At 69.6% G+C, this 23,679-nt stretch carries 25 protein-coding genes and 1 pseudogene; 11 read left to right on the forward strand and 15 right to left on the reverse strand.

Translation table 11 applies throughout. The features are described from left to right. On the reverse strand, window positions 1-3,327 hold the full coding sequence (locus tag WOA58_RS08095; RefSeq protein WP_340603674.1) for a formate dehydrogenase subunit alpha: 3,327 nt from the start codon (window positions 3,325-3,327) through the stop codon (window positions 1-3). Window positions 3,328-3,517: 190 nt separating this feature from the next. On the opposite strand from WOA58_RS08095, the gene WOA58_RS08100 reads away from it, so the two are divergent. Genes WOA58_RS08100 through WOA58_RS08120 form a run of 5 tightly spaced genes read left to right on the forward strand, consistent with a single transcriptional unit; the run spans window position 3,518 to window position 7,126 of the window. Further along, window positions 3,518-5,665 carry a 4Fe-4S binding protein gene (locus tag WOA58_RS08100; RefSeq protein WP_340603675.1) on the forward strand — a complete coding sequence of 716 codons (2,148 nt, stop codon included), beginning with the start codon at window positions 3,518-3,520 and terminating at the stop codon, window positions 5,663-5,665. Between the two features lies 1 nt (window position 5,666). Further along, window positions 5,667-6,290 carry a TorD/DmsD family molecular chaperone gene (locus WOA58_RS08105; RefSeq protein WP_340603676.1) on the forward strand — a complete coding sequence of 208 codons (624 nt, stop codon included), beginning with the start codon at window positions 5,667-5,669 and terminating at the stop codon, window positions 6,288-6,290. 46 nt (window positions 6,291-6,336) lie between these two features. After that, window positions 6,337-6,597, forward strand: coding sequence for a hypothetical protein (locus WOA58_RS08110; RefSeq protein WP_340603677.1), 261 nt, complete (start codon window positions 6,337-6,339; stop codon window positions 6,595-6,597). After that, complete coding sequence (locus WOA58_RS08115; RefSeq protein ID WP_340603678.1) at window positions 6,597-6,914, forward strand: hypothetical protein; 318 nt, start codon at window positions 6,597-6,599, stop codon at window positions 6,912-6,914. The genes WOA58_RS08110 and WOA58_RS08115 overlap by 1 nt, the downstream gene beginning before the upstream one ends. Before the next feature lie 38 nt (window positions 6,915-6,952). After that, a complete protein-coding gene (locus WOA58_RS08120; protein ID WP_340603679.1) occupies window positions 6,953-7,126 on the forward strand; it encodes a hypothetical protein in 174 nt (57 codons plus the stop codon). Here the strand turns inward: WOA58_RS08120 and WOA58_RS08125 are convergent. Together WOA58_RS08125 and WOA58_RS08130 are read right to left on the reverse strand one after the other, a co-directional pair. After that, window positions 7,123-7,860, reverse strand: a complete 738-nt coding sequence (locus WOA58_RS08125) for a DUF7124 domain-containing protein (protein ID WP_340603680.1) — start codon at window positions 7,858-7,860, stop codon at window positions 7,123-7,125. The two genes, WOA58_RS08120 and WOA58_RS08125, sit on opposite strands and share 4 nt — an antisense overlap. Next, window positions 7,857-9,584, reverse strand: a complete 1,728-nt coding sequence (locus WOA58_RS08130; protein ID WP_340603681.1) for an aldehyde ferredoxin oxidoreductase family protein — start codon at window positions 9,582-9,584, stop codon at window positions 7,857-7,859. Before WOA58_RS08130 ends, WOA58_RS08125 begins: the two co-directional genes overlap by 4 nt. 97 nt (window positions 9,585-9,681) lie before the next feature. On the opposite strand from WOA58_RS08130, the gene WOA58_RS08135 reads away from it, so the two are divergent. Next, entirely contained in the window at window positions 9,682-10,077 is a 396-nt protein-coding gene (locus tag WOA58_RS08135; RefSeq protein WP_340603682.1) for a hypothetical protein, read from the forward strand. On the opposite strand, the gene WOA58_RS08140 is transcribed toward WOA58_RS08135, so the two are convergent. From WOA58_RS08140 to WOA58_RS08150, 3 genes are all read right to left on the reverse strand, one after another. Then, entirely contained in the window at window positions 10,078-11,526 is a 1,449-nt protein-coding gene (locus WOA58_RS08140; protein WP_340603683.1) for a sodium/proline symporter, read from the reverse strand. Then, window positions 11,523-11,666 carry a hypothetical protein gene (locus tag WOA58_RS08145; RefSeq protein ID WP_340603684.1) on the reverse strand — a complete coding sequence of 48 codons (144 nt, stop codon included), beginning with the start codon at window positions 11,664-11,666 and terminating at the stop codon, window positions 11,523-11,525. Before WOA58_RS08145 ends, WOA58_RS08140 begins: the two co-directional genes overlap by 4 nt. Window positions 11,667-11,734: 68 nt before the next feature. After that, window positions 11,735-12,289 carry a hypothetical protein gene (locus WOA58_RS08150; RefSeq protein ID WP_340603685.1) on the reverse strand — a complete coding sequence of 185 codons (555 nt, stop codon included), beginning with the start codon at window positions 12,287-12,289 and terminating at the stop codon, window positions 11,735-11,737. 87 nt (window positions 12,290-12,376) lie between these two features. Between WOA58_RS08150 and WOA58_RS08155 the strand changes: the two genes are divergently transcribed. Beyond that, window positions 12,377-13,138, forward strand: a complete 762-nt coding sequence (locus tag WOA58_RS08155; RefSeq protein ID WP_340603686.1) for a 7-carboxy-7-deazaguanine synthase QueE — start codon at window positions 12,377-12,379, stop codon at window positions 13,136-13,138. A gap of 31 nt (window positions 13,139-13,169) precedes the next feature. Continuing rightward, the gene (gene queC, locus WOA58_RS08160) at window positions 13,170-13,838 is read left to right on the forward strand and encodes a 7-cyano-7-deazaguanine synthase QueC (protein WP_340603687.1); all 669 of its coding nucleotides are present in this window, start codon (window positions 13,170-13,172) and stop codon (window positions 13,836-13,838) included. 8 nt (window positions 13,839-13,846) lie between these two features. Here the strand turns inward: queC and WOA58_RS08165 are convergent, their stop codons facing one another. From WOA58_RS08165 to WOA58_RS08185, 5 genes are all read right to left on the reverse strand, one after another. Continuing rightward, on the reverse strand, window positions 13,847-14,896 hold the full coding sequence (locus WOA58_RS08165; RefSeq protein ID WP_340603688.1) for a glycosyltransferase family 4 protein: 1,050 nt from the start codon (window positions 14,894-14,896) through the stop codon (window positions 13,847-13,849). Further along, the gene (locus WOA58_RS08170; RefSeq protein ID WP_340603689.1) at window positions 14,896-15,273 is read right to left on the reverse strand and encodes a 6-pyruvoyl trahydropterin synthase family protein; all 378 of its coding nucleotides are present in this window, start codon (window positions 15,271-15,273) and stop codon (window positions 14,896-14,898) included. Before WOA58_RS08170 ends, WOA58_RS08165 begins: the two co-directional genes overlap by 1 nt. Before the next feature lie 91 nt (window positions 15,274-15,364). Next, complete coding sequence (locus tag WOA58_RS08175) at window positions 15,365-15,631, reverse strand: hypothetical protein (RefSeq protein WP_340603690.1); 267 nt, start codon at window positions 15,629-15,631, stop codon at window positions 15,365-15,367. A gap of 151 nt (window positions 15,632-15,782) precedes the next feature. Then, window positions 15,783-16,553, reverse strand: coding sequence for a GTP cyclohydrolase III (locus WOA58_RS08180; RefSeq protein ID WP_340603753.1), 771 nt, complete (start codon window positions 16,551-16,553; stop codon window positions 15,783-15,785). A 64-nt stretch (window positions 16,554-16,617) separates the two neighbouring features. Further along, window positions 16,618-17,208 (reverse strand): hypothetical protein, encoded by a 591-nt coding sequence (locus WOA58_RS08185; protein WP_340603691.1) that lies wholly within the window; start codon window positions 17,206-17,208, stop codon window positions 16,618-16,620. 17 nt (window positions 17,209-17,225) lie between these two features. Here WOA58_RS08185 and WOA58_RS08190 point away from each other — a divergent pair. Then, window positions 17,226-17,927: pseudogene (locus WOA58_RS08190) on the forward strand (metallophosphoesterase family protein); the annotation flags it as partial. Between the two features lie 67 nt (window positions 17,928-17,994). Here WOA58_RS08190 and WOA58_RS08195 read toward each other — a convergent pair. Further along, window positions 17,995-18,396 (reverse strand): VOC family protein, encoded by a 402-nt coding sequence (locus WOA58_RS08195; protein ID WP_340603692.1) that lies wholly within the window; start codon window positions 18,394-18,396, stop codon window positions 17,995-17,997. A 172-nt stretch (window positions 18,397-18,568) separates the two neighbouring features. On the opposite strand from WOA58_RS08195, the gene WOA58_RS08200 reads away from it, so the two are divergent. Next, a complete protein-coding gene (locus WOA58_RS08200) occupies window positions 18,569-19,915 on the forward strand; it encodes an MFS transporter (RefSeq protein WP_340603693.1) in 1,347 nt (448 codons plus the stop codon). Here WOA58_RS08200 and WOA58_RS08205 read toward each other — a convergent pair. Both WOA58_RS08205 and WOA58_RS08210 read right to left on the reverse strand, forming a co-directional pair. Beyond that, on the reverse strand, window positions 19,912-21,387 hold the full coding sequence (locus WOA58_RS08205; protein WP_340603694.1) for an MATE family efflux transporter: 1,476 nt from the start codon (window positions 21,385-21,387) through the stop codon (window positions 19,912-19,914). The genes WOA58_RS08200 and WOA58_RS08205 overlap by 4 nt on opposite strands. Next, window positions 21,384-21,983, reverse strand: a complete 600-nt coding sequence (locus WOA58_RS08210; RefSeq protein WP_340603695.1) for a TetR/AcrR family transcriptional regulator — start codon at window positions 21,981-21,983, stop codon at window positions 21,384-21,386. Before WOA58_RS08210 ends, WOA58_RS08205 begins: the two co-directional genes overlap by 4 nt. Window positions 21,984-22,074: 91 nt before the next feature. On the opposite strand from WOA58_RS08210, the gene WOA58_RS08215 reads away from it, so the two are divergent. Next, on the forward strand, window positions 22,075-22,716 hold the full coding sequence (locus WOA58_RS08215; protein WP_340603696.1) for a TVP38/TMEM64 family protein: 642 nt from the start codon (window positions 22,075-22,077) through the stop codon (window positions 22,714-22,716). Here the strand turns inward: WOA58_RS08215 and WOA58_RS08220 are convergent. Next, the gene (locus tag WOA58_RS08220; protein ID WP_340603697.1) at window positions 22,695-23,636 is read right to left on the reverse strand and encodes an ABC transporter substrate-binding protein; all 942 of its coding nucleotides are present in this window, start codon (window positions 23,634-23,636) and stop codon (window positions 22,695-22,697) included. The genes WOA58_RS08215 and WOA58_RS08220 overlap by 22 nt on opposite strands. Between the last annotated feature and the right edge of the window lie 43 nt (window positions 23,637-23,679).

A 23,679-nucleotide genomic window follows, 5' to 3' on the forward strand; every position in this document is an offset into this window, starting at 1 on the left:
TTAGTCGTCCCCCGTCGCTTGCATGTCGTGGTTTCGCACGTCCCACTGGTAGGAGCGACCGATGCCGGCCTCGTCCTGTGGGTACTCGTCGATGAACTCCATGTCGTACTCCTCGATGCGCTCCTCGGTCGCCTTCTCGACCCGGACGAGCCCCGCCTTCGTCTCCTGCATCTGGGTCTCGACGTCGAACCCGCTCGGCGTGACGAAGTTCGCGCTGTCGCCGATCGCCATCGGCTGGGTCCCGTCCGGGTAGTTGTCGCTCATGTCCTTGCCGTGGGCCATCCCGCCCCAGTGGTAGGGGAGGAACACCTCGTCGTCGCCCTGCGGTCGGTAGGTCACCTTCGCCTTCACCAGGATCGAGCCCTTGTCGGCGTCGGCCGAGGTGATGATCACGTGGTCCTCGCCGCCGACCAGATCGAGCTCCTCGGCCAGGTCGGGGTGGATCTCGGCGTACATGTGGGGCTGGCGGTCGGCCGTGTAGACGTTGTTGCGCGTCTCGGCGCCGCCGCCCTGGTGTTCGACCTGCCGGCCCGAGGTGAGGATGACGTCCATCCCCTCGTCGTAGGCCGCCTGGGTGGCGACCTGCTGGGTCGCGGCGTTGTTCTGGTCGAGCCGGAAGAAGTTGCGCTGCTGGCCGTTGGCGGGCCACTGCTCCGCGAGCTCCGGTTCGGGGCTCTGGATCGGCTCCCGATGGACCGGCACGGTGTCGAGGAAGTTCCACGCCACCCCGCGGGCCCGGCCGCGTCCCGTCGGCGGGTCGGGCTGGGCGTTGTCGAACTGCTCGTAGAACTCGAGGTCGTGCTCGTGGCCCAGCTCCTCGTTCATCGCCACCGCGGCGTCGTAGATCGAGGAGTCGGGGTCGAGCGCGTACTCGTAGGGCAACGAGAGCTCGGTCGGGTTCGAGGGGTCCTCGGGCAGGTGGGTCGTGAACGCGGGGTACTGGGGCACGCCGATGATCTCCTCGTCGTGCCAGTCGGGCTCGTAGGCGTCCCGGAGCATGTCCAGACCCTCCTCGCCCTCCTGTTCGACGGTCTCGGGAAGCGGGTACTCCTTCTCGATGCCCAGGTCCTCCCACTCCTCGGGGAAGGGGGTGCTCGTCCCCCAGTCGGCCCGGAAGTCGTGGCCGCCCTCGCGGGGGTCCATGTCGTCGCGCCAGATGATCGGCGTCCCGGGGTGTTCGTCGCCCCAGCAGGGCCACGGCAGCGACCAGAAGTCCCCCGAGACCGGCGTGCCCTCGGAGTCCGCCCGCAGCGTCTCGGTGCTGAACTCGTCGTCGTACTCGAGGTGCTGCTGGAGGCGTTCGGGGCTCTGCTGGTAGCCGATCGTCCGGGCCCCGAGGTTGATCTCCCGCAGCGCGTCCTCGTAGGTGGTCTTGCCGTTGTAGAGCTCCTGGCCCGAGCCCCAGTTGAAATGCTCGCCGAAGCCGAAGCGACTGGCGAGCTCCTGGATGATCTGCATGTCGGGCTTGGAGTCGTGGGCCGGCGGCGAGACGGGCTCGCTCCACTGCACCGAGCGGTGGGTGTTGGTCAGCGAGCGGTAGTGCTCGTACTGGCTCGAGGCCGGCAGCAGGAGGACGTTGTCGGCCTCGGCGTCCGCGAGCGTGCCCGCGACCGCGGGGAAGACGTCGACGACGACCAGCAGGTCGAGCGCCTCCATCGCCTTCTTCATCTTGTCCATCTCGCTGATGGAGTTCGCGGAGTGCCCCCAGAAGAAACACATCTTCAGGGGGTCGGGCTGGTAGATCTCCGACTCGTGGAGGCGCTCTTCCTGGGGGAGCGCCGCCTCGTACCAGCGCGAGACCGAGAGGCCGTCCTGGAACATCATCGAGCGTTCGTCGATGAACTGCTCGTCCTCGGCGTCGCCGATGGGCTGGTCCGCACCGGTTCCGATGGTGTCCTCGCGGCCCTGCTCCTGCTCCTCGATCAGCTCCTCACCGGTGTCGTCGGCGGTCTCGGCCTCGTCCTCGGCGAGCTCTGCGACGCCCTCGCCGCCACCCTGGTGCTCCCAGAGGTCCTCGGGCATCAGGTCGAAGCGCTGGTAGAGGTCCGCGAAGGAGGTCTCGCCGTCGGTCCAGGGACTCTCGGTCCAGACGTTCGCCCAGTGGGCCCACGAGCCCGGTGCCGACACCGAGTAGTACGCCGGCAGGTAGGTGCTGTCGACGCCCATGTCGGTCGCGCCCTGGACGTTGGCGTGTCCGCGCATCACCTGCAGACCGCCGCCGCTGCGGGCGGCGCTGCCCGACGCCAGGCTGAGCAGCGCGTACGAGCGGATGTTCTGGGTGCCGTTGTTGTGCTGGGTGCCACCCATTGCCCACTCGATCTGGACGTTCGGGGCGTTCTCGATGATCATGTCGCCGATCTCCTCGAGGTCCTCGACGTCGATCCAGGTGATCTCCGAGACGGTCTCGAGGTCGTACTGCTCGTACTCGCTCTCGACGTCGGGCCAGCCGTTGACCCGCCCCTCGATCATCTCCTCGTCGAGGGCGTCGTTCTCGTCGAGGTAGTTGATCAGCCCGAACATCAACGCGACGTCCGTCCCGGGGCGGTTGCGGTAGTAGTGGTCGGCGTGCGAGGAGGTCTTCGTGTACCGGGGGTCGATCGAGACGATCGTCCCGCCCCGCGCCTGGCCCTCGAGGATGTGCTGCATCGCGATCGGGTGGGCCTCCGCGGGGTTCTGCCCGACGATGACGTTCAGATCGAAGTTGCGGTAGTCGTTGATCGTGTTCGTCATCGCCCCGTAGCCCCACGTGTTCGCGAGGCCCGCGACCGTCGGGGAGTGACAGATCCGCGCCTGGTGGTCGCAGTTGTTCGTCCCCATGAACGCCGCCATCTTCCGGAACGCGTAGGCCTCCTCGTTTGCGTGGTGGGCGCTCCCGAGCATCATGATGCTCTCGGGGGTGTACTCCTCCTGGATCTCCTCGTACTTCTCCTGGATCTCGTCGTAGGCCTCGTTCCAGGTGATCGTCTCCCACTCGCCGTCGACCCGGCGCATCGGCCGTTTCAGCCGGCGATCGGAGTGCTCGGTCTCGAGGATGCCCGCGCCCTTCGAGCAGAGCGAGCCGTTGTTGATCGGGTTCTCGTGCCAGGGCTCCATCGCGACGAAGCTATCGCCGTCCTTGACTCCCTTGAACCCACAGCCGACCGCACAGTAGTTACAGATCGTCTTCGACATCTCGGCGTCCGGCCCGGTTCCGGGCTTCTCCTCCTCCTCGTCCTGGGCCAGCGTCTGGCCCGCCGCACCCCCGCCGAGCGCGACCGCGCCCGCCAGCGCGCTCGCCTTCAGGAACGAACGACGATCCAGATCCAGCGAAACCGGTTCCGCGCTCATCCGCTTGCGGCCCCCCGAGTCGGGTCCGCCGCGACGCGATGTGATTGATGAACCGTGAGGTTTCCACTCATGCTACACTGCTATTGAGTTGACGTCCATTAACGTTGTGCTTGTCAGCGAGAAATGCGGCGAGGACGCGGGGATTCCGTCGGACGCAAGACCTTTCTGCACCCCTCACTACCGACCGCTAATGAAGACCGGTGCGTTCGTGTGCTCGTGTGCTGGCACCTGCGAGATCGACCTCGAGGACGCCCGCGAGGGGATCGAGGAGGTCGACGTCGCCGCCAGCTCCGAGCTGCTCTGTGGGGAGGGCAAGGGGCTGCCGGCGATGGAACAGGTGATCGAGGAGTACGAGCTCGACCAGCTGCTGATCAGCTGTCCCGAGCCCGGCGTCCAGGAGAAACTGGGCGGCGTCGCCGAGGAGCACGGCCTGCACCCCGACGCGGTCTCCTTCGTCGACCAGCGCGAGGGCGCGGGCTGGGTCCACCCCGAGGGGGAGGCCACCGACAAGACCGCCCGGCTGATGAACGCCCGCCACGCCGGCCTCGAGGAGGAGGCGATCGCCCGATCGGTCTCTCGGGAGGCCGGCGAACACGTCGCCGTCGTCGGCGACCCGGAGGCCGCCGCCACCCTCAGCGAGGACGCCGAGGTGACGCTGATCGCCGACGGGAAGGAGCTCGCCGGCGTCGACGGGCTCGACGACGTGACCATCGAGCGCGGGCGGGTCACGGGCGTCGCCGGCGAGTTCGGCGAGTTCTCGATCGGGCTCGAAGCCAGGGTGACGGAGGACTGCATCTCCTGTATGAAGTGCGTCCATGAGGGACCCGACGGGATGGTTACACGCCGGCCGGTCGACATCCATCCCGACGCGCCCGACGGGGAATGGGCCGACGTCTGTCCGACCGACGCCATCGAGATGGACGGCGTCTCCCGTGAGATCGAGGCCGACCAGGTGGTCTATCCGGGCGGCGACCCGAAATCGCGCGCGGGCCGGATCGGCTACTACACCGACGCGGGGCCGGCGACGATGGCCGCCGTCGAGAGCCTGCTGGGTGGGATCACGAAGCCCGACTTCCTGGACTTCGAGATGGACGTCTGTGCCTCCGGCTCCTCGAACCAGGAGGGCTGTCGGGCCTGCTACGACGCCTGCCCGCACGACGCGGTCGCGAAACCCCGGCCCGACGAGGTCGACATCGACCCGATCGCCTGCCAGAACTGCGGGGCCTGTACGAGTTCGTGTCCGACCGGCGCGGTGAGCCTGCGCGAACCCTCCAACGAGCGGATCGCTCGCGAGGTCGAGGCGCTGCTCGGCACCGGCGCCGACCAGGGCGGCTGGCTCTCTCGAGGGTCTTCGGGCATCGAGAAACCCATCGTCGCGTTCACCTGCGGCGAGCGCGCCGACGACGCCCTCTCGGAGTTCGGCAAGCGCGCCGCTTCGGGCGGGGAGATCGAGTACCCGCCGATCCTCCCCGTCGGCGTGAACTGCGCGGACACGGTGGGTGAATCACATGTCGCGCACGCGCTGGCCTGCGGCGCGGCGGGCGTCGCGGTGCTGGGCTGTGGCTGTGACTGTCGCCACTCCGGGCCCGACCCCAAAGAAGAGCTCGTCGAGCGGCTCAATCGGGCCACGCGGGACCTCGGGCTCGGCGAGCGCGTCGGCTTCTTCGCGCCCGAGGCCGGCGAACCCGAGGAGTTCGTCGAGTCGCTCTCGGCGTTCGAGGACTCCCTTTCGCCCTCGCCGGTCCCGGAGGGCGAGCACCGTGCCGACGGCACCCTGCTGCACAGCGACCACGAGAATCCCGAGTTCTACAACCACGGCTGGACCCTCGAAAGTGTGCGGGCGATCCTCGAGCACGCGGAGCCCGACCGCGAGGTGATCCGTGGGCTCGAGGACTTCGGCCGGATGGAGGTGAACGACGCCTGCACGCTCACGCCGACGTGTTCGAATCTCTGTCCGACCGACGCGATCAGGAGGACGGAGTGGGGACTGGAGTTCAACCACGAGAAATGCGTCAACTGCGGGCTCTGCGAGGAGGGCTGTCCCGAGAACGCGATCACGATGCACGACGGGCTCGACCTCTCGCTGCTGCCCGAGAACCGCGCCGCCGCCAAGGGAACGGAGAGCGCGGACGGCGATCCCGCCTGGGTCCAGACGTTCGAGGGCGAGATGCTCGAATGCGCCCGGTGTGGCGACCCCTTCACCAGCGAGCGCTCGGCGGCGAAGATCGAGGAGGAGGTCGGCGACCTCGTGGCGGGGCTGGCCCCGAGTGCCGAGGAGAGCATCTTCAACTACTGCCCGGACTGTCGGGCCTTTCTACTCTATGACCGGGGTGACTGAGATGGACGACGGGGAGATCTACGCCGCGCGGATCGAGCTGGTCGACTTCCTGATCGAGGCGCTCTGGAACCCGCCGAGCGAGGAGTTCGTCGGGGAGCTGCTCTCGGGGGAGATCCGCACCCCCGAGAGCGTCGACGAGGGGTTCGACGAGGGGTTCGCGAAGCTCCGGTCGTTCATCGCGGCCAACGAGAGTCGGGATCCGGAGGAGGTTCGGACGGAGCTCAAACGCGAGTACACCCGGGTGTTCGTCGGGCCACGCCCGCCGGTGATCGCCCACGAGACGTACTACCGCGAGGGGATGGACTACCTCGGGAAGGGCACCTCGGAGATCGAGGCGAGCTACGGCGCGGCGGGCTGGAACCCGCCCGAGGACTACCCCGAGGAGCCCGACTTCGTCGCGGTCGAGCTCGCCTTCCTCCGGTGGCTGATCGCGCGCCAGCGCGGCGGGATGGAGGAGGCCTTCGGCTACGAGCGGGTCTTCCTCGAGGAGCACATGGCCCACTGGATCGACGACTGCGCGGCGGAGATCGTCGAGTTCGCCGACGGCGAGTTCTACGAGGCGGTCGGCCACCTGCTCGCGGGGGTCGTCGGGTTCGAGAGCGAGCTCGCGGGCCAGATGGCCTGAGTGCCAGGCACAACGTTTTTGGTACGATACCCGTTGACAACGGAGTATGGGACTGAAGACCGCACTGGAGCACAACCCGGTGCTTACGGTCGGCTTCCTGCTGGCGGGGGGCTGGATCGCGCTCACGGTGATGAACGTCTTCGCGAGCATGGGCCCCGTAGTCGGCGGGAACTGGGTCGGCCCGAACGGCGCCGGCGGGCTGTTCGGCCTCGGTGTGATGCTCGTGTTGGGCGTCCTGCTGGTCTACCTCTACGCCGAGCTCGCCGAGGTGGACCCCGCACCGGACACCTTCCCGCCCGAGCGCTGATGGCCGGACCCGAGCCGATCGAGATCCGACCGAGCGATCGCTTTCTGGAGGCCGCCGACGAATGGGGCGACAGCCGGATGCTCGACGAGGAGGAGGCGATCCGGTCGAAAGCGGAGCAGGCCCTTCTGGAGATCGAACATCTCGTCTCGGGCGCCACGGAGGTCGAGTTCGAGGTCCGTGAGGGAATCGTTCGCTACGAGCCGAGCGCGGAGCTCGCGGCCTTCCTCGACGAGCAGGCCGCCGCCGCGGGGGTCGACCGGACGACGGTCCTCGAGCTGCACGTGAACCTCTTCGCGCGGGTCTTCCTCGACGAGTAAGGGTAGAGTATAAGCCGATCGAGCGGCACTGTCGAACCATGACACACGAGATCAAGAACACGGACTGGAAGCCGAAGCCCGCCGTCGAGGAGATCGACGGTCACGAGACCTGGTCGCACACGGGCCCGCACATGATCAACGACGGCGTCGTCGACGGCGAGGTCTCCTTCGACCTCGCGCCCGAGGACCGCGCAGATGACGGCGACGATTAGTCGAGCTCCCAGCCCGCTTTTTCGGCCGCGACCTCGATCGGGACGAACTCCCAGCCCGCCTTCTCCGCGATCCACTCCTCGTCCTCGCAGCCGAGCACGACCATTCGCTCGGCGAAGAACATTGACATCTCGGTGATCTCCGCGAGCCGTTCGCCCGGACCCGTTCCGGTGCCGTTGAAGAAGTCGGCGTCCACTCCATGGGAGCGCTGGAAGTTGTTGATGACGTGGGCGTCGACCTCGCCGACGATGCCGACCCAGTCGGCGAAGGCCGCGCCCGTGATGACGAACGCCGGGTCCGCGAGGCGTTTCGCGGCCTCGTAGGTGAACGCCATCGTCATGTCGTCGGCGCCCCCGCCGTGGGGCCCCGAGGCGTCCTCGGGGACGCCCCCGCTCGTGTCGCGCTCCTCGGCGGCCGCGCGCGCCGAGGTGCCCCCGGCCCCGCCCTGGTTCTCGGGCATGCCGACGGGCTTGTCCCGGTTCTGATGGGGGACGTGGGGCGTCGAGGCGTCGGCGGGATCCGGCGTCGAGGCGGCCGCCGCGTCCGCGTCGGTCGTCCCGTCCGGATCGCTTCCCGGCGCGCCCGCGTCGCCCTCCGACGGCGAGGCGTCGGTCCCGAGCGCCTCGGTCTCGCCCTCGAAGTCGCCCTCGCCGCGCCAGAACCAGTCGCCGCGGTTCGGCCGTGGCTCGTCGTCCGGTTCGGTCTCGATCTCGTCGAGGTCGATGCTGTCGGTCATGCTGTATCGATGTCGTCGAGCCCCAGTCGGGCGAGCGTCTCCTCGGTCGATCGGCCCCGCTCGTCCCAGCCGCGCGCGGCGTAGTACCGTTCGAGCAGCGCCTCGAACCCCTCGGGGTCGATCGCCTCGTCGGCCTCGCCGCCCTCGACGGGTTCGGCCAGCGCCTCGGGCACCCGGTCGGCCCCGCGGTCCAGCCCCTCGCGGACGTTGAACAGCCGGGTGAGCGTCCAGACGCGCTCGCCGAGGGTCGCGAGCTCCGCGGGCGAGAGCCCGTAGCCGAGCTCCGAGAGCCACGCCGCCCCGAGGTCGGCGAAGGACTCGCCGACGAAGTCGTCGACGATCAGGCTCCAGAGCACGGAGCGACGGTCCTGCTCCTCGATCACCCGCCGGACGCACTGCTCGTCGCTCCAGCCCGTCGAGAGGGGCTCGTCCTCGATGGGACGGGCCCGGCGGTGACAGCCCCCGCGGTCGCTGGTCGCGTAGGCCAGCGCCATCGAGCGCGCGCCGCGGGGGTCGTAGGAGGGTAGCGCCATCCCCTTGATGGCGGGGACGAACCCCTCGCCGCCGAATTCCCCCGCGGCGCGCTCGACCCCGTCGGCCAGCGCGTCACCCAGCTCCGTCTCGCGGGCGACGACCTCCTCGAGCAGGTCGCGTGCGGCCGCGTCGTCGCCGAAGGAGAGATCGCGCTCGATCAGCCCCGCCTCGCTCGCGCGGATCGCCCACGCGACGGCGTTGCCAGCCGAGATCACGTCGATCCCCAACCGATCGCAGCGCGCGCCCAGCGCCGCCACCGCGTCGAACTCGTCGATCCCCAGCCCCGCGCCGAGCGTCATCTGGGTCGCCCCCCGGGGAACGCTCTCGCCCTCGTCGGTGTCGACCTCGAACCCGCCGGGGATCGGGCCCTCGCTCTCGCGGCCGGTCGCGGCGGCGCGGGCGGCCTCGATGCCGATCCCCGAGGTCCCCTCGAAGCGGTTCTCCTGCCAGCCCCGCGTCGCGAGCGCGCCGACGGCGTCGGCGAAGTCCACCGACTCGAGGGTCTCGCTCGCGGCCTGCCAGCGCCCGGTGTCGTCGACCGCGAACCGTTGCTCGTGGATCTCCCGGAGCGCCGAGTGCTCCTCGGGGGGCTCGCCGCGGGCGACGACGGCCTTCAGTCGCTTGGCGCCCATCACCGCGCCCGCGCCGCCCCGGCCCGCGTGGTGGTCGCCGCCGTCGGCGGCGATCGTCGCGTAGCTCACCCGGTTCTCGCCGGCGGGACCGATGCAGGCGACCCGGCCCTCGAAGGCCCCGTCGGCCTCGGCGGCGTCCATCCCCCACGCGTCGGTGGGTTCGAGGCTCGCCCCGCCGTTCTCCACGGTGAGCGCCATCGGCTCGTCGGCCCGCCCGACGATCAGAACCCCGAGACAGTCGTCAAGGGCGCCCGCGAGCGCGCCGGCGAACTCGCCGCCGCTGTAGGAGTCGAGAAACGCCCCCGTGAGCGGGGACTTGGTGATCGCGGCGTACCGGGGCTCGCCCGGGGCGCGCCCGGTGAGCGGCCCGACCATGAACAACAGCGCGTTCTCGGGGCCCAGCGGGTCGGCTCCGGGGTCGAGCTCGTCGTAGAGGTAGCGTGCACCCAGCCCCTTGCCGCCGACGTACCGTCGGAGCCACCGGTCGGGGATCGGCTCCCGCGAGACCGACCCGGCGGAGAGATCGACCCGGAGCAGGCAATGAGGGGGCTGGGCCATCTGTGACACCGTTAGGGGCCGAGGCGTGCATAAACCCTGCCATGGGCGAGCCGCCGGCCGGGCAAGGGTTATGATGACATATGTGTTATCAAGGAACATGGAGGAGTACAGCGACGTCGACGGGAAGGAGCTCGAGGTGCTCCACGAGTGCCAGCTCGCGATCGAGTACCTCCATCGCGCCTACGGCGACCTGCTGGCGTTCCACCACGCGGTCGGCCACGCGATGGATCGCTTCGCCGTCGCCGAGCGGGAGCTGCGCGCGATGGGCCACGGGGCGCTCGCCGACGAGCTGCGCGACGACCACCTGCCGGCGGGGGTGATCGACGACAGGTGGAGCTACGAGCTCGTCGAGGGGTTCCGAACCGGAATGCTCGCGTCGACCGCCGCCTTCGAGCGCGACCTGCGCGAGGAGCTGGCCGACGGCACGCCCCACCTCCACGAGCGGAGACAGCAGGCGCGGTGGCGCGAGCGCTCCCAAAGGGACTGGAAGTGATCAGTCCGCGCCGGCCGCGGCGGTCGTCCCCCGGTCGGCCGTGAGGTAGGTCGCAAGCACCATCGCCCCGAGGGTGGCGGGCCAGACGAGGATCGGGAACAGCGCGTCGAACGGCGGGACGTAGAGGTTGATCACGGAGCTGGCGAGCCCCACCGAGACGCCGGCCAGCACCGTCTCGGCGGTCGTGCGTTCCCAGAAGAGGACGAACAGCAGGGGCAGCCCGAAGGTGACGCCCATGCCGACGTAGGCGAACTCGATGATCTCGAAGATCGTCCCCGGCTGGACCCACGCCAGCGCGATCCCCAGCAGCGCGACGACGGCGACGACGACCCGACCGAACGCGATGAGTTCGGTTTCGCTCGCCTCGGGGTCGACGTACGTCTCGTAGAAGCGGGTGACGTCCGAGGAGGTGACGATCAGCATCGAGTCGGAGGTCGAGAGGATCGCGCTGACGATCGCCGCGAGCAGGATCCCGGCGATCGCGGCCGGGAAGAGGTCGACGAGCATCACCATCGCGGCGTTCTCGGCCTGGGCGTCGGGCAGGTCGTAGAGCACGCGCGCGGCGATCCCGATGAACAGCGGCACGACGAGCCGGAGCGCCTGGAAGGTCACGGCGATGGCCGAGGCGGCGCTCACCAGGCGGGTCGAACGGATCGCCTGAAAGCGCATCAGCGAGTGGGGCTGGCCGATCGTCCCCATCGCGAAGGTGATGTAGCCGAGCGCGAAGATCGCGAGCCCGGTGCCGGCCTCGCCGGCCGACAGCGAGAGGAGCGCGGGACTCTCGGCGCTGGCTTCGGCGAGGAAGGCCGTCAAGCCGCCGATCTCCATGATCGCGACGACCGGCAGCGCGATCGCGGCGACGAAGATCAGGATCCCCTGGAAGAAGTCGGTCCAGACGGAGGCGTTGAACCCGCCGAGAACGGTGTAGAGGCCGACCGCGAGCCCGCCGACGACGATCGCGGTGGTGTAGTCGATCCCCAGCCCGGTGTCCATCGCCTGGCCGACCGCGATGACCTGCGCGCCGACGTAGCTCACCATGAAGACGACGAGCGCGAGCGTCGCGACGACCCGGATCGCGGGGCCGAGGCGGTCGTCGCCGAACGCCGCGGAGATGTGGTCGACGACCGTCAAACTGTCAAGTGCCTCGGACTGGCGGCGAAAGGGCGAGGCGACGTACCGATACATCAGGAGCACGAGGAAGACCATCGTCACGGAGAACCACAGGCCGCCCAGCCCGACGGTAAAGCCGACGCCGACCCACGCGAAGAACGTCCAGCCGCTCGCGACCGAGGAGACCTCCGAGACCGCGATCGGCCACGCGCCGACGTCCCGCCCCGCGAGCAGGTAATCGGAGAGCCGTCTGGTCTCGGTCGTCAGGAAGAAGTAGACGCCGATGGCGATCAGGACCAGCAGGTAGGCCCCGAAGGTGAGCTGGAGGCCGAGGCTCATCGCCGCCCCGCGACGGAGACCTCGCCGTCGCCACGGCGGCGGTCGACGAGGTAGAGCAGCACGGCGAGAACGGGGCCGACTGTGACGAGTACGAGGGCGATGGTCGTATCGAGCGGGAGCGCCGTCCCTGTAGCGATCATGCGATCCGTTCCCACCCGGGGCTCAAAAAATCATACGTACATCGGACGGGACGTCGCTGGGTTGGGGCTCAGTCCCAGTCGTCGTCGAGGTCCTCTTCGTCGTCGCCGCGCGTCCAGAGCACGAGCGCGACGAGGAGGACCACGAGCACGAACGCGACCTTCAGGCCGGGCCTGCGCCCGGAGTCGTCCTCGTCGACCTCGTCGGTTTCGTCGGTTTCGCCGAGCTCGTCGCCCTCCTCGTCGACGTCGTCCTCGACGAGCTCCTCCTCGAAGGACTCGACCTCGTCCTCGCCGCCGACCTCCTCGTCCTCGAACAGCCCCTCGGCGGCCTCGACCGCCGAGCCGGCCTCGCCCTCGCTCTCGTCCTCGGAGCGGAGCTGCTTGAGGACGCCCGCGACCGTCGTCGCCGCGGTCAGCAGCGTGCTGACGGTCTTCAGCGTCTCCGCGAGGTCGTCGTCGGTCCCCTCCGCGGCGGCGTCCGCGGTAGGCTCCTCGAAATCGGCTTCGGAGTCGGCGTCCGCGTCCTCGCTCTCGGTTCCGGAGGGCGAGGCGATGGTCTGCGATCCCTCCCCGCCGGTGCTGACCAGCGACGGGTTCTCGATCGTGACGTCGATGAGTGCCATACCCTATCCACAGCCGTGGGCCCCTTAAAAGTGCAGGCGGCCCGTCCGAGACGTAACCCTCACCCCCCTCGGGGGCCTCGGACTGGTATGAGCGATTCGCTGGAGGTCGCCGAACCCGACGAGAGCGGGGACGAACCCGCCCTGCCGGTCAACGAGCTCTTTCACTCGCTGCAGGGCGAGGGGAAGCTGTCGGGGGTTCCCTCGACGTTCGTCCGGACGAGCGGCTGTAACCTCCGGTGTTGGTTCTGCGACTCCTATCACACCTCCTGGGAGCCCGCGGGCGACTGGATGGGGATCGAGGAGGTCCTCGGGGAGGTCGAGGGCCACGGCGCGGAGCACGTGGTCCTCACCGGCGGGGAGCCGCTGCTCCACGACGCGAGCGAGGTCCTGTTGGAGCGGCTCGCCGAACGGGGCTATCACACCACCGTCGAAACCAACGGGACGATCGCCCCCGACGCACCCGTCGACCTCGCGAGCGTCAGCCCCAAACTCGCGAGCAGCACACCGACCCCCGAGAAGGACCCGAAGGGCGAGGGCGAGTGGGAAGAACGCCACGAGGAGCGGCGGATCGACTACGAGGCGCTCGCGACGATCTGCGAGCGCTACGACCACCAGCTGAAGTTCGTTGTCACGGGTCGAGAGGACATGGCCGAGATCACCGACCTGCTCTCTCGCCTGCACGAGCGGGTCGAGGTCAGGGACGAGGACGTACTGTTGATGCCCGAGGGGGCGACCCGGGAACGCCTCGACGAGACCCGCAATCGAGTGGCCGAGCTGGCGATGGAGCACGGCTTCCGGTACACCCCCCGGCTGCACGTCGACCTGTGGAACGACGCGCCGGGGACGTAACGGAGATACGAGCGGCCGACGAAACCCACCCATGCCAGAAGCCGTCGTCCTCCTCTCGGGGGGCATGGACAGCGCGACTGCCGCCTACGAGGCGCGCGAGAAGGGCTACGAGATCGCGGCGCTACACACCTCGTATGGCCAGCGAACGGAGGGAAAGGAGTACGAGTGCGCCCGGTGGCTCGCGGGCGAGCTCGACGCCGCCGACTTCCTGCACGTCGAGACCGACCACCTCCAAGCGATCGGGGGCTCCAGCCTGACCGACGAGTCGATGGCGGTCGGCGACGCTGACGAGAAGGAGGGGATCCCCGACACCTACGTCCCGTTTCGCAACGCGAACCTGCTGTCGATGGCGGTCTCGTACGCCGAGACCCGCGGCGCCGAGGCGATCTACGTCGGCGCGCACACCGAGGACTTCGCGGGCTATCCCGACTGCCGGCCCGCCTTCTTCGAGGCCTTTCAGGACGTAGTCGACACGGGAACGCGCCCCGAAACGGGGATCTCGATCGAGGTCCCCTACGTCGAGGCCTCGAAGACCGAGATCGCCGAGCGCGGGCTCGAACTCGGGGTCCCCTACGGGCACACCTGGAGCTGTTATCGCGAGGAGGCGCCGGCCTGTGGGACCTGTGATTCCTGTACCTACCGTCGGGAGGCCTTCGAGAACGCGGGCGGCGAGGACCCCATCGAGTACGCCGAGGGCTGAACGGGGACTTATACGCGCGTCTCGAGGAACGACCGGATCCGCCCGGCCATCCCGTCCCAGGTGGGGTGGCGTTCGAAGCGCCGGCGGGCCGCGAGGCTCAGCTCGACGAGGCGGTCGCGGTCGCTCGCACACTCCTCGACCGCGCGGGCGATCGCCGCCTCGTCGCCCGGCTCGACGAGATAGCCCGTCTCGCCGTCGGTCACGACGTCGCTGGCGCCCCCGGAGGTCGTCGCGAGCGCGGGCAGCCCGAAGGCCATCCCCTCGAGGTAGACGATGCCGAACCCCTCGTGGATCGAGGGCACCGCGAGCAGGTGGGCGGACGCGAGCCGGTCGGCGAGGGCTTCCTCCTCGAGCCGGCCGGTGAACTCGACGCGATCCGCGAGGCCGTTCTCGCGGACGAGCGCGCGGACTCCCTCGCTATATTCGGGGTCGGCCGCCCCGCCGACGACGGTGAGGTGCCACTCCTCCTCGACCCGCGAGAGCCCGCGGACCAGCGAGTCGAGGCCCTTTCTCGGGATCTGGTTGCCGACGAAGACGACCTCGAAGGGCTCCTCGCGGGCGCGCTCGACGATCGCGTCGTCCGACGGGTAGCTCCCGAAGCGGTCGCCGCCGGGCCAGGCGATGACGCCGGGGACGTCGGTCAGCTCGGCGACGGCCGCCCGCGTGGGCCGGCTGTTGCAGACCACGGCGTCGACCGTCGAGAGGTATGCCCGCTCGATCGCGCGAAACAGGTGCCGTTTCGGGCCGGTCGTCTCGTTCGCGCGGAGGTGGTGGACGATCGAGACGATCGGGTACTCCCGATCGATTCGACGGTTCAAGCCCACGAGCGAGGGGTGACAGAGCTCGTCCTGCAACAGCACGTCGAAGGGACGTTCGAGCTCGCGTTTGAGCCGCCCAGAGAGGTTGTGCCCGAGGCTCCGGGGATAGCTCGTCTCGGGCAGCGAGACCACGTCGACGCGATCGCCCCGCGCCCTGAGCCCCTCGGCGAGGCGCCAATCGTAGAGATATCCTCCGGAGCGGGGTTCGAGGTCGCCGTAGACGGCGAGACCGACGTGCATCAGACCGCCCGCTCGTAGGAGACCTGAGCGACGTCGTCCTCGTGGAGGGTCACCTGAACGGTCTCGACCTCCGGCATCGAGAGGTCGCCGGCGAGCCGGTCGGCGACGATCCGCGCGAAGTGCTCGACGCTCGGATTCAGCCCCGCGAACTCCTCGCGGTCGTTCAGCAGCTCGTCGCGGTAGCGTTCCTCGATTCCGTCGACCGCGCGGGTGAGGTCGTCGATGTCGAGCAGGTAGCCGTACTCGTTTAGCTCCGGACCCTCGCATGCGACGTCGAGCCCGTAGTGATGGGAGTGGACCTCGCCCTCCGGGCCGGGATCGGGTACCGTGAGAAAGTGCTGTGCGACGAACTCGGTCGAGACCGAAACCCGGTACATGGGGCGGAGGTAGGGACCGCACTCCCAAATAACTCGGCGCCGCGTCTGAGCGGGCGCGGCCAGCGAACAGCCACGGATCGCGTCGGGCGCGCTAGTTGTACAGCAGACGGTGGAGCTTCGTCCGCTCCTGGGCGCGCAGACGCGGCAGCGAGGTGAGGACCAGGTCGCCCTCGACCGGGGCGGCCGAGACGAGGCCGTCGGCCCGCAGCTCCTCGACGGTCGCCCGGAGCTCCGCGTCGAACGGGCTCGGCCCCGTCAGGGCGCTGAGACGGACGTTGTCGCGCTGGTGGACGGCGTCGAGGATCGCGAGCTTCCGGTCGGCGGCTCCGGATCGACCGGCGGTCTCCTGAATGCTCATGGTATGCTACTAGTGGGCATGGGTATTAATCCTTTCCATGATTAACTACAGTCCGAAGAAACGTACCGGCCGGCGTTCGGTTGACCGAACGGCGCCGGCGCTACCGCTGGTGTCGGTGCTGATCGCGGTGGGCTCGGAGGGAAGGCGAGGGTCAGTCGGCGGGCAGCGCGCGCTCGACGCGGGTGCCGTTGTGGCGACAGTCCTCGAGGGCGTGTTTCGCGGCCATGCCGGCGTCGTGGGCCGTGCGGCCGCGCCCGACGCCGACCTGGAGCTCGACGCCGACCTCGTTCGAGACGTGGGCGATGGCGTCCTCGTAGTCGGCCGCCGAGAGGTCGGGACAGGTCGCGATGATGTTGTCGCCGCCGACGAAGAAGGAGAGCGAGTCGTGTTCGGCGTGCATGTGGCGCATCAGCGCGGCGTAGCCCTGCTCGATGGCGATGAAGGTCTCGAAGGCGTCGACCCGGTCGGTGTAGGTCCCCGTGGCGTCGATCACGTCGAAATGGGCGATCCGGACGTCCCCGTCGGTGCGGTCGTCCTCCGGGAGGAGGTCGCCGCCGAGGATCTCGCGGCGGTCGCGGTCCTGGGCGCTGCCGGCGGTCTGGAGGACCCGGGTCGCGTCGGCCAGCGCGACCCGTGGGGAGGGGTCGGTGCCGATACCCATGCTGACCGTGACGGGATAGCGGTTGGCGACCGACTCCTGGATCAGCTCGTGGTCCGCACGCGAGAGCCCGTTGGTGACGGCGATCATGTTGTCGAAGCGCGTGAAGAAGACGTACCCCCCTTCCCGGCCCACCTGCTGGGAGAGGTCGGCGTAGAGGCGCGACTGCAGCGTCTGGAGATCGACCTCCCGGCGCGGCTCCGGGGTGACGGTCCACGGACCGTAGTTGTCGATCTGGACCAGCGTGATCTGTGTCGTCACGATGGGCGAACAGTGGGGCCATGCCCTTATTGCGTTTTGGAAATGGGACCACGGAAACGGACGGTCGCTACCGTAGACGGCCCCACAGGCGCTGCACGAGCGGCCCGAGGACGGGGTTCGCGCCGACACAGAGGTACGCCGCCGCCGGCTCGTAGCCCGCGCCGCGACGGAGCGAGAGCGCGAGCGCGACCGCCCGGTGGTTGCCGTCGGCGACGTGCCACGGCACCGCCCCCCGGCGCGTCGAGAGCACCAGCGGGTCGTCGTCGGACGGCTCCGCCGAGAGGCGTTCGATCCGGGGGACGTCCACGCCGGTCGCGTGGGCCAGCCGGTCGGGATCACCCCGGTCGATCCGGCGGGCGCATCCTCGCACGGTGCCGTCGGGCGAGAGCGCGCCCCAGCCGAGTTCGGAGGGCCCCTCGACGACGTGCAGGCGGTCGAAGCGCGCCCGCGAGAGGGGCAGTCGGTAACAGGTGTGGGGCGCGTCGCGCCAGAGGAAGGCCGCCGCGCCGGGGTTCTCGCTCAACAGCGCGTCGAACGCCCCGCTCGCCGTCGGGGGCGGCTCGCTCCCCTCCCGCTCGCGCGCGAGCCACGCGCGGACGACCTCCTCGCGGGGGACGCGCCGGGCCGCGCGGCGCTCCCGCCTCGTGAGCCGAGACACGTGTTCACGAGCGCCAGCAGCGACTTATCCCTGTCGTCGCGGCACTTACCCCGAGCGACGACGAACGGGAGGCCATGCTCGTCCTCGGCGACGCCCACGCGGACGACCCCGACAACCGCGAGGCGCTGCTCTCGGCGTATCGCGCGGCAGACGAGGAGCGCGCCCTCCAGGTCGGCGACCTGCTACACTACGATCTCCCCCTACCGACGTGGTTCGTCGCCGGCAACAACGAGGCGTTCGACGTCGTCGAGTCGCTCCGCCGGGGCGACGCGGCGCTCTTCGACCCTGACTCCCGGCCGCGCCTGCTCGCGAGCAGTGCCGTCGAGCTCGAGGGACTGCGGATCGCCGGCCTCTCGGGCAACCACGCCCCGACGCAGTACGACCGCTCTCGGGGGAAGCTCTCGGGCGAGCGACGCCGCCACTTCGTCCGTGATGACGTCGAGCGGGCGATGGCGCTCCCCGAGGTGGACGTGTTGTTGGCCCACGAGGCGCCCCACGGGCTGTTGGAGACCGCGGGCCACGACGTGGGCTGCGAGCCGGTCGACCGGCTGATCGAGGAGCTCTCGCCGGATCTCTGTCTGGTCGGCCACCACCATCGCCACGCCGAGGCGAGGGTCGGCGACGCCCGCGTCGTGAGCCTCGCCCCCGTCTGGGAGGGCTACTACACGCTCGATCCGGGAACGCTCGCGCTCGAACGTCACGAGGCGCCGTCGGAGTAACAGTCCGCGGCACTCTACGGCCGGAACGCGGCGAAGAACTCGACGTCGCAGCGATCCCGAGTAGAATTCAGTGAAACTTCAGCTCGACGCGCCGACCGTCGGGATCGCGGACGTAGGCGGCCCAGTCCCGGCCGTAGGCGCCCAAACGCTCGCGCGGTTCGCCCTCCTCCACCTCGACGCCGGCCTCCCGGAGCTCGTCGAGATACTCCTCGATCGCCGCCCGGGTGTCGGTGTCGTCCGAGCGAAGCAGCAGGCAGACGTGTTTGCCGCCGACGTCGAACGGTTCGTCGACGGGGACGAGGTGGAGGTGTCTGCCGCCGGCGGCGACCGCGACGAACGGCAGCTCGCCGTCCTCGAACTTCCCCCGATCCCTGATCGGCAGCCCGAGCAGGTCGTGGTAGAACCCCAGGGCCTCCTCGAGGTCGCCGACGCGGATCGCGACGTGGTCGAGGTCCGAGACCTCGATCATCGCCCACCCCCGCAGTTCCCGATCGGCTCGCCCGACGATCCGTCCGCCCGGCCGGTCGAATGGCGGTCCATGCCCGGACGATGCGGGCCGAAGGCCAAAGCTTGTGGGGACCCGCCGTTCGGCCGCCCACTGAACCCCTGGCTTGATACCGATCGCGAACGATCTCCGCGCCATGGCCACCGAGGACCCGGACGCCGAATCGCCCGACACCTTCGCGGCCTACCGGCAGTTCTTCTCGCTCGAACGCGACGTGCTGGTGCTCTCGCTCGCGATGTTCGCGTTCAGCCTCGGCTTCCAGATGACCTCGCGGTACGTCCCCGAGTACATGGCCGCACTGGGCGCCAGCGCGTTCGTCATCGGCCTGTTCGGTACCGTCGGCAACGTCATCAGCGCCGTCTACCCCTATCCCGGTGGCGCGCTCTCCGATCGGATGGGCTCGCGGATCTCGCTCACCGTCTTCGGCCTGCTCTCCAGTCTCGGCTTCCTGTTCTGGCTTCTCGCGCCGAACCTCGGGACGATCGTCGTCGGTGGAGTCGTCCTCGAGCCCTGGATCTGGATCTTCGTCGGGCTCTTCCTCGCACAGGCCTGGAAGTCCTTCGGGCTGGGCGCGACGTTCGCCATCGTCAAGCAGTCGGTCCCGCCCTCACAGCTCGCCCGCGGCTTTGCGAGCACCGAGGTCTTCCGGCGCTCGGCCTTCCTCGTCGGCCCGCTCATCGCCGCCGGCGTCCTGTACTTCTTCACGGACTTCGCCGTCGGCTTCCAGTACGTGCTCGCGATCGCGGTCGTCTTCGGCGTGATCGCGACGGCCGCCCAGCACTTCCTTTATGAATCGGAGGAGGACTCCTTCGGCAAGGAGTTCGAGGGGCTGGTCGCGATCCGCAACGACCTGCGGGACCTCCCTCCTGAACTCCGCCCCCTCCTGATCGGCGACAGCCTCGTGCGCTTCGCCAACGGCATGGTCTACGTCTTCTTCGTCATCGTCGTCACCCAGTTCCTCGAGGTCGGCCTCGAACTCGGCCCACTCTCGCTCTCGCCCGCCGTCTTCTTCGGCGTCCTGCTGGCCATCGAGATGGTGGTCGCGCTGGTCTCGATGCCCCCCGCCGCGAAGCTCGCCGAGTCAGTCGGTCTAAAACCCGTCGTCGCGCTCGGCTTCGCGGTGTATGCGGTCTTTCCGGTACTACTCATCTCCGCGCCCGACAGCGCCCTGATCGTCGCGCTGCTCTTCGCGTTCTCGGGGCTTCGCTTCGCCGGCCTCCCGGCCCACAAGGCGCTGATCGTCGGGCCCGCCGAGCGCGACACTGGAGGGCGAGTCTCGGGAGCGTACTACCTCGTGCGAAACGCGGTCGTGGTCCCCAGCGCTGCCCTCGGCGGGGCGATCTACGGCGGCCTCTCGATCCCCGGCACCGACCTCGCCTACGCCGGCAGCCCGACCGTCGCGTTCGCGCTCGCGAGCCTGATCGGGGTCGTCGGAACGGCGTACTTCCTCGCGTTCGGGAAGGAGTTCGAGGCGTACGCCTAATCACCCGGCGCGACGTCCGGTCCGCGCTCGACGACCCCCTCGGTCCAGGTCCCCCGGAGGAACCAGCCGCAGGTGGTGAGCGCGCTCAGGACGTAGGAGGCCGCGACGGCGTACCACACCCCGGTGACGCCCATGCCGACCCACGCGAGCAGGACGTACGCGATCGGGATCCGGTAGAGCCAGAGCTCCTGGATCGAGAACGCCATCGCGAGCTTGGTGCTACCGCTGCCCCGAAAGCCACCCAGCGCGATCTGGAAGGCGCCCAGGAAGAGGTAGGCCGGGCCCGCGATGGCGATGTAGGCCGCGCCGATCTCGACGACGCTCCGTTCGGCGCCTCCGCCGTCGACCGCGATGAAGAAGCCGACGATCGACTCGGCGAAGGGGTAGGCGAGCGCGATCACGACCGCGAACACCGAGACGACCATCGCGCCGCTCATGAGCACCGCCCGTTTGGCGCGATCGATCTGGTCGGCCCCGAGGTTCTGGCCGACGACGGTCTCCGTGCCGCGGGCGAGTCCGAGCGCGGGCAGGAACATCAGCGACGAGAGGCGGTTGACGATGCCGTAGGCGGCGACCGCGTCGTCGCCCGCGAGCGCGATGATCGCGGTCAGCGCGCCGATCCCGACCGCCCGGAGGCTCTGTTCGAGCGCGGTCGGCCCGCCGATGTCGACTATCTTATAGACCGTCCCGCGGTCGAGCCACAGGTCCGACAGCGAGGGCTCGAGCCCGACTCGCCCCGAGAAGAGCAGGTAGAGCCCGACCCCGGCGGCCGTCGCCCGCGAGAACACGGTCGCGACCGCCGCGCCGATCACGCCGAACCCCTCGAAGCCGGTGGCGGCGTGGAGGGTACCCTCGAGCCCCGAGAGTCCGACCCAGGCGAAGACCGGGTTGTCCGCGAACCCGAGGATCAGGAACGGGTCGAGGACGACGTTGATCGCGACGCTGATCGCCATCAGGTACAGCGGCGTCCGCGTGTCGCCCCAGCCCCGCGAGAGGGCATCGAAGATGAAGAACCAGAACATGAAGACGACGCCCAGGAAGACGATCCGCGTGTACTGGACCGCGTAGGTGTGGGGATCGGTCCCCGGCGTCGCGCCGACCAGCGCCAGCAGCCACGGCGTCGTCAGGTAGCCGACGACCCCGAAGACGGCGGCGACCAGGGTGACGAAGGAGAGCGTCTGGCCGGCGACGTGGTGGCTCTCGAGCAGGTTGCCCGCGCCCTTGTTCTGGGAGACGAGGATCGTCCCCGCGACCGTGAGCCCGCCGCCGACGCTGACCATCAGGAAGACGATCACCCAGGCATAGGAGAGCGCCGCGACCGCGTCGGCACCCAGTCGGCCGACCCAGTAGGTGTCGGCGAGGTTGTAGCCGACGTTGAGCACCTGCGATCCGACGATCGGCGCCGAGAGCACGACCAGGGGCTTGAACAGCGCCCCGTCGGTGACGTTGACGGAGCGGTCTCGCTTGCTCATTCGGCCCGTTCGGGATCGACGAGGAGGTCGTCGAGGACGTGCTCGTAGAGCGCGTCGCGGACCTCGGCCGCGTAGCCGGCCTCCGCGAGCGTCGCCTGGCGGGTGCGTGCGCCGTCCATCGTCGCGAAAACGAGTCGGGCGATCGCCTCGGGCTCGGCGTCCGCGCGAAAGACCCCGCTCTCGATGCCGTCCTCGACGATCCCGACGATCGTCCCCCTGACCAGCTCGTCGCTTCGCCGGAGCTGCTCGCGGTAGGCCTCGTCGAACGGCGCCTGCGCGCGCAGCTCGAGCAACGCGAGGTGGAAGGCCGCCCGGTCGTCCTCTCCGGGTGCGAAGACGAACCAGTCGACGAACTCCCGTAGGCGCTCCTCGGCGGGCTTCTCGGCCATCCCGCGCTCCTCGGCCTCGAACTCCTCGATCAGGTACCCGACGAACGCGACCAGCAGATCGTGTTTCGTGTCGTAGTGGTAGTGCAGCAGCGACGTGCTCTTGCCCGACTCGTCGGCGATGTCCTGCATCGTCAGATCGGCGTAGCCGTGCTCGCGAAGCGCGCGATGGGTCGCCTCCATGATCGCCTCACGGGAGTCGTCGGTCATTGACTGACTAGTCAGTCAGCAACGCTGAAAGGGGTTTCGGCCGGCGGTCGGACTGGGGGTTTCATTCGGCCCGTCCGCCTACGGGAGGGGTATGGACGGGCGCGCTCGGCTCCGAACGGTCCTCGGGATCGGGCTGTTCGTGGCGATCCTCCTCGCTGCGCTCGCGCTGGGCCCCGAGCGGGTCATCGAGGTCCTGCTGGGGCTCGAGAGTTCGTCCTGGCTGCTCCCGTTGCTGTTCGGACTGTATCTCCTGCGCCCCTTCATCGGCTGGCCCCACAGCCCGTTTCCGGCGGCCGCAGGCTTCTACTTCGGCTTCCTCGGCGGGAGCCTCGTCGCGTTCGTCGGGCTCGTGCTGACCTGCCTGCCGCCGTTCGCGGTCGGGCGGTATCTGGGCGAAGACGAGGGCGCGCTCGAGCGCCTGGGCGCGTTCGGCGAGCGCTTCACCGACGCGGCGGGCGAGGCCCGCTCGGTCGCGAGCGCACGCCTGCTGCCGATCCCCGCCGACCTGGTCTCCTACGGGGCCGGCGTCGCCGGCGTCTCGCCGCGGGCGTTCACCCTCGGCACCCTGATCGGGGACCTGCCGTGGCTGCTCGGGCTGGTCTACGTCGGGACACAGTTGGAGACGCTGACGACCGAGGGGATCGACGCGCTGCCCGTCGAGGCCGTTGCCCTCCTCGCGCTGATCGCCCTCCTGCTCGTCGGCAAGCCCCTCTACGTGCGGCTGCGGGGGTGAGCCGCCCGCCGCCCGGGATCGGTCGGGAGCCGGCGGATCGCGTCGGCCGGCGGGTCGAAGCGGTCGGGATGGAGCGCGCTCGCGACGAGCTCCAGGGAGTCGACCAGCCGGTGGCTCGGCCGGTTCATGTACGCCGAGCCGTCGATCAGGCTCACCCGGCCCGCGCGGGCGGCCGCGAGATCGGACCAGCCCTCGCGCTCGCGGAGCTCGTCTATGTTCTCCGTCGTCTGCTCGATCCCGAACCCGCAGGGCGCGACCACGAGCGCCTCGGGGTCGTACTCCCCGACTCGCTCGAACTCGACGGGCGTCGAGGCCTCGCCGGGATCGACGATGCCGTACTCCCCGCCCGCGACCTCCACCAGCTCGGGCACCCAGTGGCCCCCGATCATCACCGGGTCCATCCAGTCGATGTCGAGGACGCGAGGGCGCTGTTCGGGGTCGGCGGGCGCGCGCTCGCGGACCCGCTCGACGCGCGCCCGGCAGTCCGCGACCAGCTCCGCGGCCCGCTCCTCCCGACCCAGTGCGCGCCCGATCCGCTCGATGTCGCTGAAGACGTCCTCCAGGCTATGGGGATCGGTCGTGAGCACCTCGCAGTCGAGGTCCAGCTCCGCGACGGCCTCCCGGACGAGGACGGTGTCGACCGCACAGACGTCGCAGATCCCCTGGGTGACGATCAGGTCCGGGTCGGCGCGCTCCAGGGCGTCCATGCGGACCTCGTAGACCCCGCCCGCCCGTTCGGCGCTCAGCACCTGCTCGTCGATGGTCGCGCTGTCGGCGTCCTCGTCGACCGAGGAGCGGGTGATCTCGGGCAGCTCGCGCACCTCGGGCGGGTGGTCGCAGCTGTGGGAGGTCCCGACGGGCGAGACGCCGAGCGCCGAGACGATCTCCGTGGCCGAGGGCAACAGGGTGACGACGTTCATGGACTCCGTACGACACGGTGCGACATAGCTTCCGGGACCGATG

Origin of the sequence: Halalkalicoccus tibetensis (assembly GCF_037996645.1) — an archaeon.
Classification (GTDB): domain Archaea; phylum Halobacteriota; class Halobacteria; order Halobacteriales; family Halalkalicoccaceae; genus Halalkalicoccus; species Halalkalicoccus tibetensis.

Excerpts from the sequence above, each read along its gene's own strand:
- WOA58_RS08175 (WP_340603690.1), bottom strand. The coding sequence starts at position 15,631 with ATGAGCATTCAGGAGACCGCCGGTCGATCCGGAGCCGCCGACCGGAAG.
- WOA58_RS08100 (WP_340603675.1), top strand. The coding sequence starts at position 3,518 with ATGAAGACCGGTGCGTTCGTGTGCTCGTGTGCTGGCACCTGCGAGATC.
- WOA58_RS08150 (WP_340603685.1), bottom strand. The coding sequence starts at position 12,289 with ATGGCACTCATCGACGTCACGATCGAGAACCCGTCGCTGGTCAGCACC.
- WOA58_RS08125 (WP_340603680.1), bottom strand. The coding sequence starts at position 7,860 with ATGACCGACAGCATCGACCTCGACGAGATCGAGACCGAACCGGACGAC.
- WOA58_RS08095 (WP_340603674.1), bottom strand. The coding sequence starts at position 3,327 with ATGAGCGCGGAACCGGTTTCGCTGGATCTGGATCGTCGTTCGTTCCTG.
- WOA58_RS08195 (WP_340603692.1), bottom strand. The coding sequence starts at position 18,396 with ATGATCGAGGTCTCGGACCTCGACCACGTCGCGATCCGCGTCGGCGAC.
- WOA58_RS08105 (WP_340603676.1), top strand. The coding sequence starts at position 5,667 with ATGGACGACGGGGAGATCTACGCCGCGCGGATCGAGCTGGTCGACTTC.
- WOA58_RS08145 (WP_340603684.1), bottom strand. The coding sequence starts at position 11,666 with ATGATCGCTACAGGGACGGCGCTCCCGCTCGATACGACCATCGCCCTC.
- WOA58_RS08215 (WP_340603696.1), top strand. The coding sequence starts at position 22,075 with ATGGACGGGCGCGCTCGGCTCCGAACGGTCCTCGGGATCGGGCTGTTC.
- queC (WP_340603687.1), top strand. The coding sequence starts at position 13,170 with ATGCCAGAAGCCGTCGTCCTCCTCTCGGGGGGCATGGACAGCGCGACT.
- WOA58_RS08130 (WP_340603681.1), bottom strand. The coding sequence starts at position 9,584 with ATGGCCCAGCCCCCTCATTGCCTGCTCCGGGTCGATCTCTCCGCCGGG.
- WOA58_RS08220 (WP_340603697.1), bottom strand. The coding sequence starts at position 23,636 with ATGAACGTCGTCACCCTGTTGCCCTCGGCCACGGAGATCGTCTCGGCG.
- WOA58_RS08135 (WP_340603682.1), top strand. The coding sequence starts at position 9,682 with ATGGAGGAGTACAGCGACGTCGACGGGAAGGAGCTCGAGGTGCTCCAC.
- WOA58_RS08155 (WP_340603686.1), top strand. The coding sequence starts at position 12,377 with ATGAGCGATTCGCTGGAGGTCGCCGAACCCGACGAGAGCGGGGACGAA.
- WOA58_RS08170 (WP_340603689.1), bottom strand. The coding sequence starts at position 15,273 with ATGTACCGGGTTTCGGTCTCGACCGAGTTCGTCGCACAGCACTTTCTC.
- WOA58_RS08210 (WP_340603695.1), bottom strand. The coding sequence starts at position 21,983 with ATGACCGACGACTCCCGTGAGGCGATCATGGAGGCGACCCATCGCGCG.
- WOA58_RS08120 (WP_340603679.1), top strand. The coding sequence starts at position 6,953 with ATGACACACGAGATCAAGAACACGGACTGGAAGCCGAAGCCCGCCGTC.
- WOA58_RS08165 (WP_340603688.1), bottom strand. The coding sequence starts at position 14,896 with ATGCACGTCGGTCTCGCCGTCTACGGCGACCTCGAACCCCGCTCCGGA.
- WOA58_RS08140 (WP_340603683.1), bottom strand. The coding sequence starts at position 11,526 with ATGAGCCTCGGCCTCCAGCTCACCTTCGGGGCCTACCTGCTGGTCCTG.
- WOA58_RS08205 (WP_340603694.1), bottom strand. The coding sequence starts at position 21,387 with ATGAGCAAGCGAGACCGCTCCGTCAACGTCACCGACGGGGCGCTGTTC.
- WOA58_RS08110 (WP_340603677.1), top strand. The coding sequence starts at position 6,337 with ATGGGACTGAAGACCGCACTGGAGCACAACCCGGTGCTTACGGTCGGC.
- WOA58_RS08115 (WP_340603678.1), top strand. The coding sequence starts at position 6,597 with ATGGCCGGACCCGAGCCGATCGAGATCCGACCGAGCGATCGCTTTCTG.
- WOA58_RS08200 (WP_340603693.1), top strand. The coding sequence starts at position 18,569 with ATGGCCACCGAGGACCCGGACGCCGAATCGCCCGACACCTTCGCGGCC.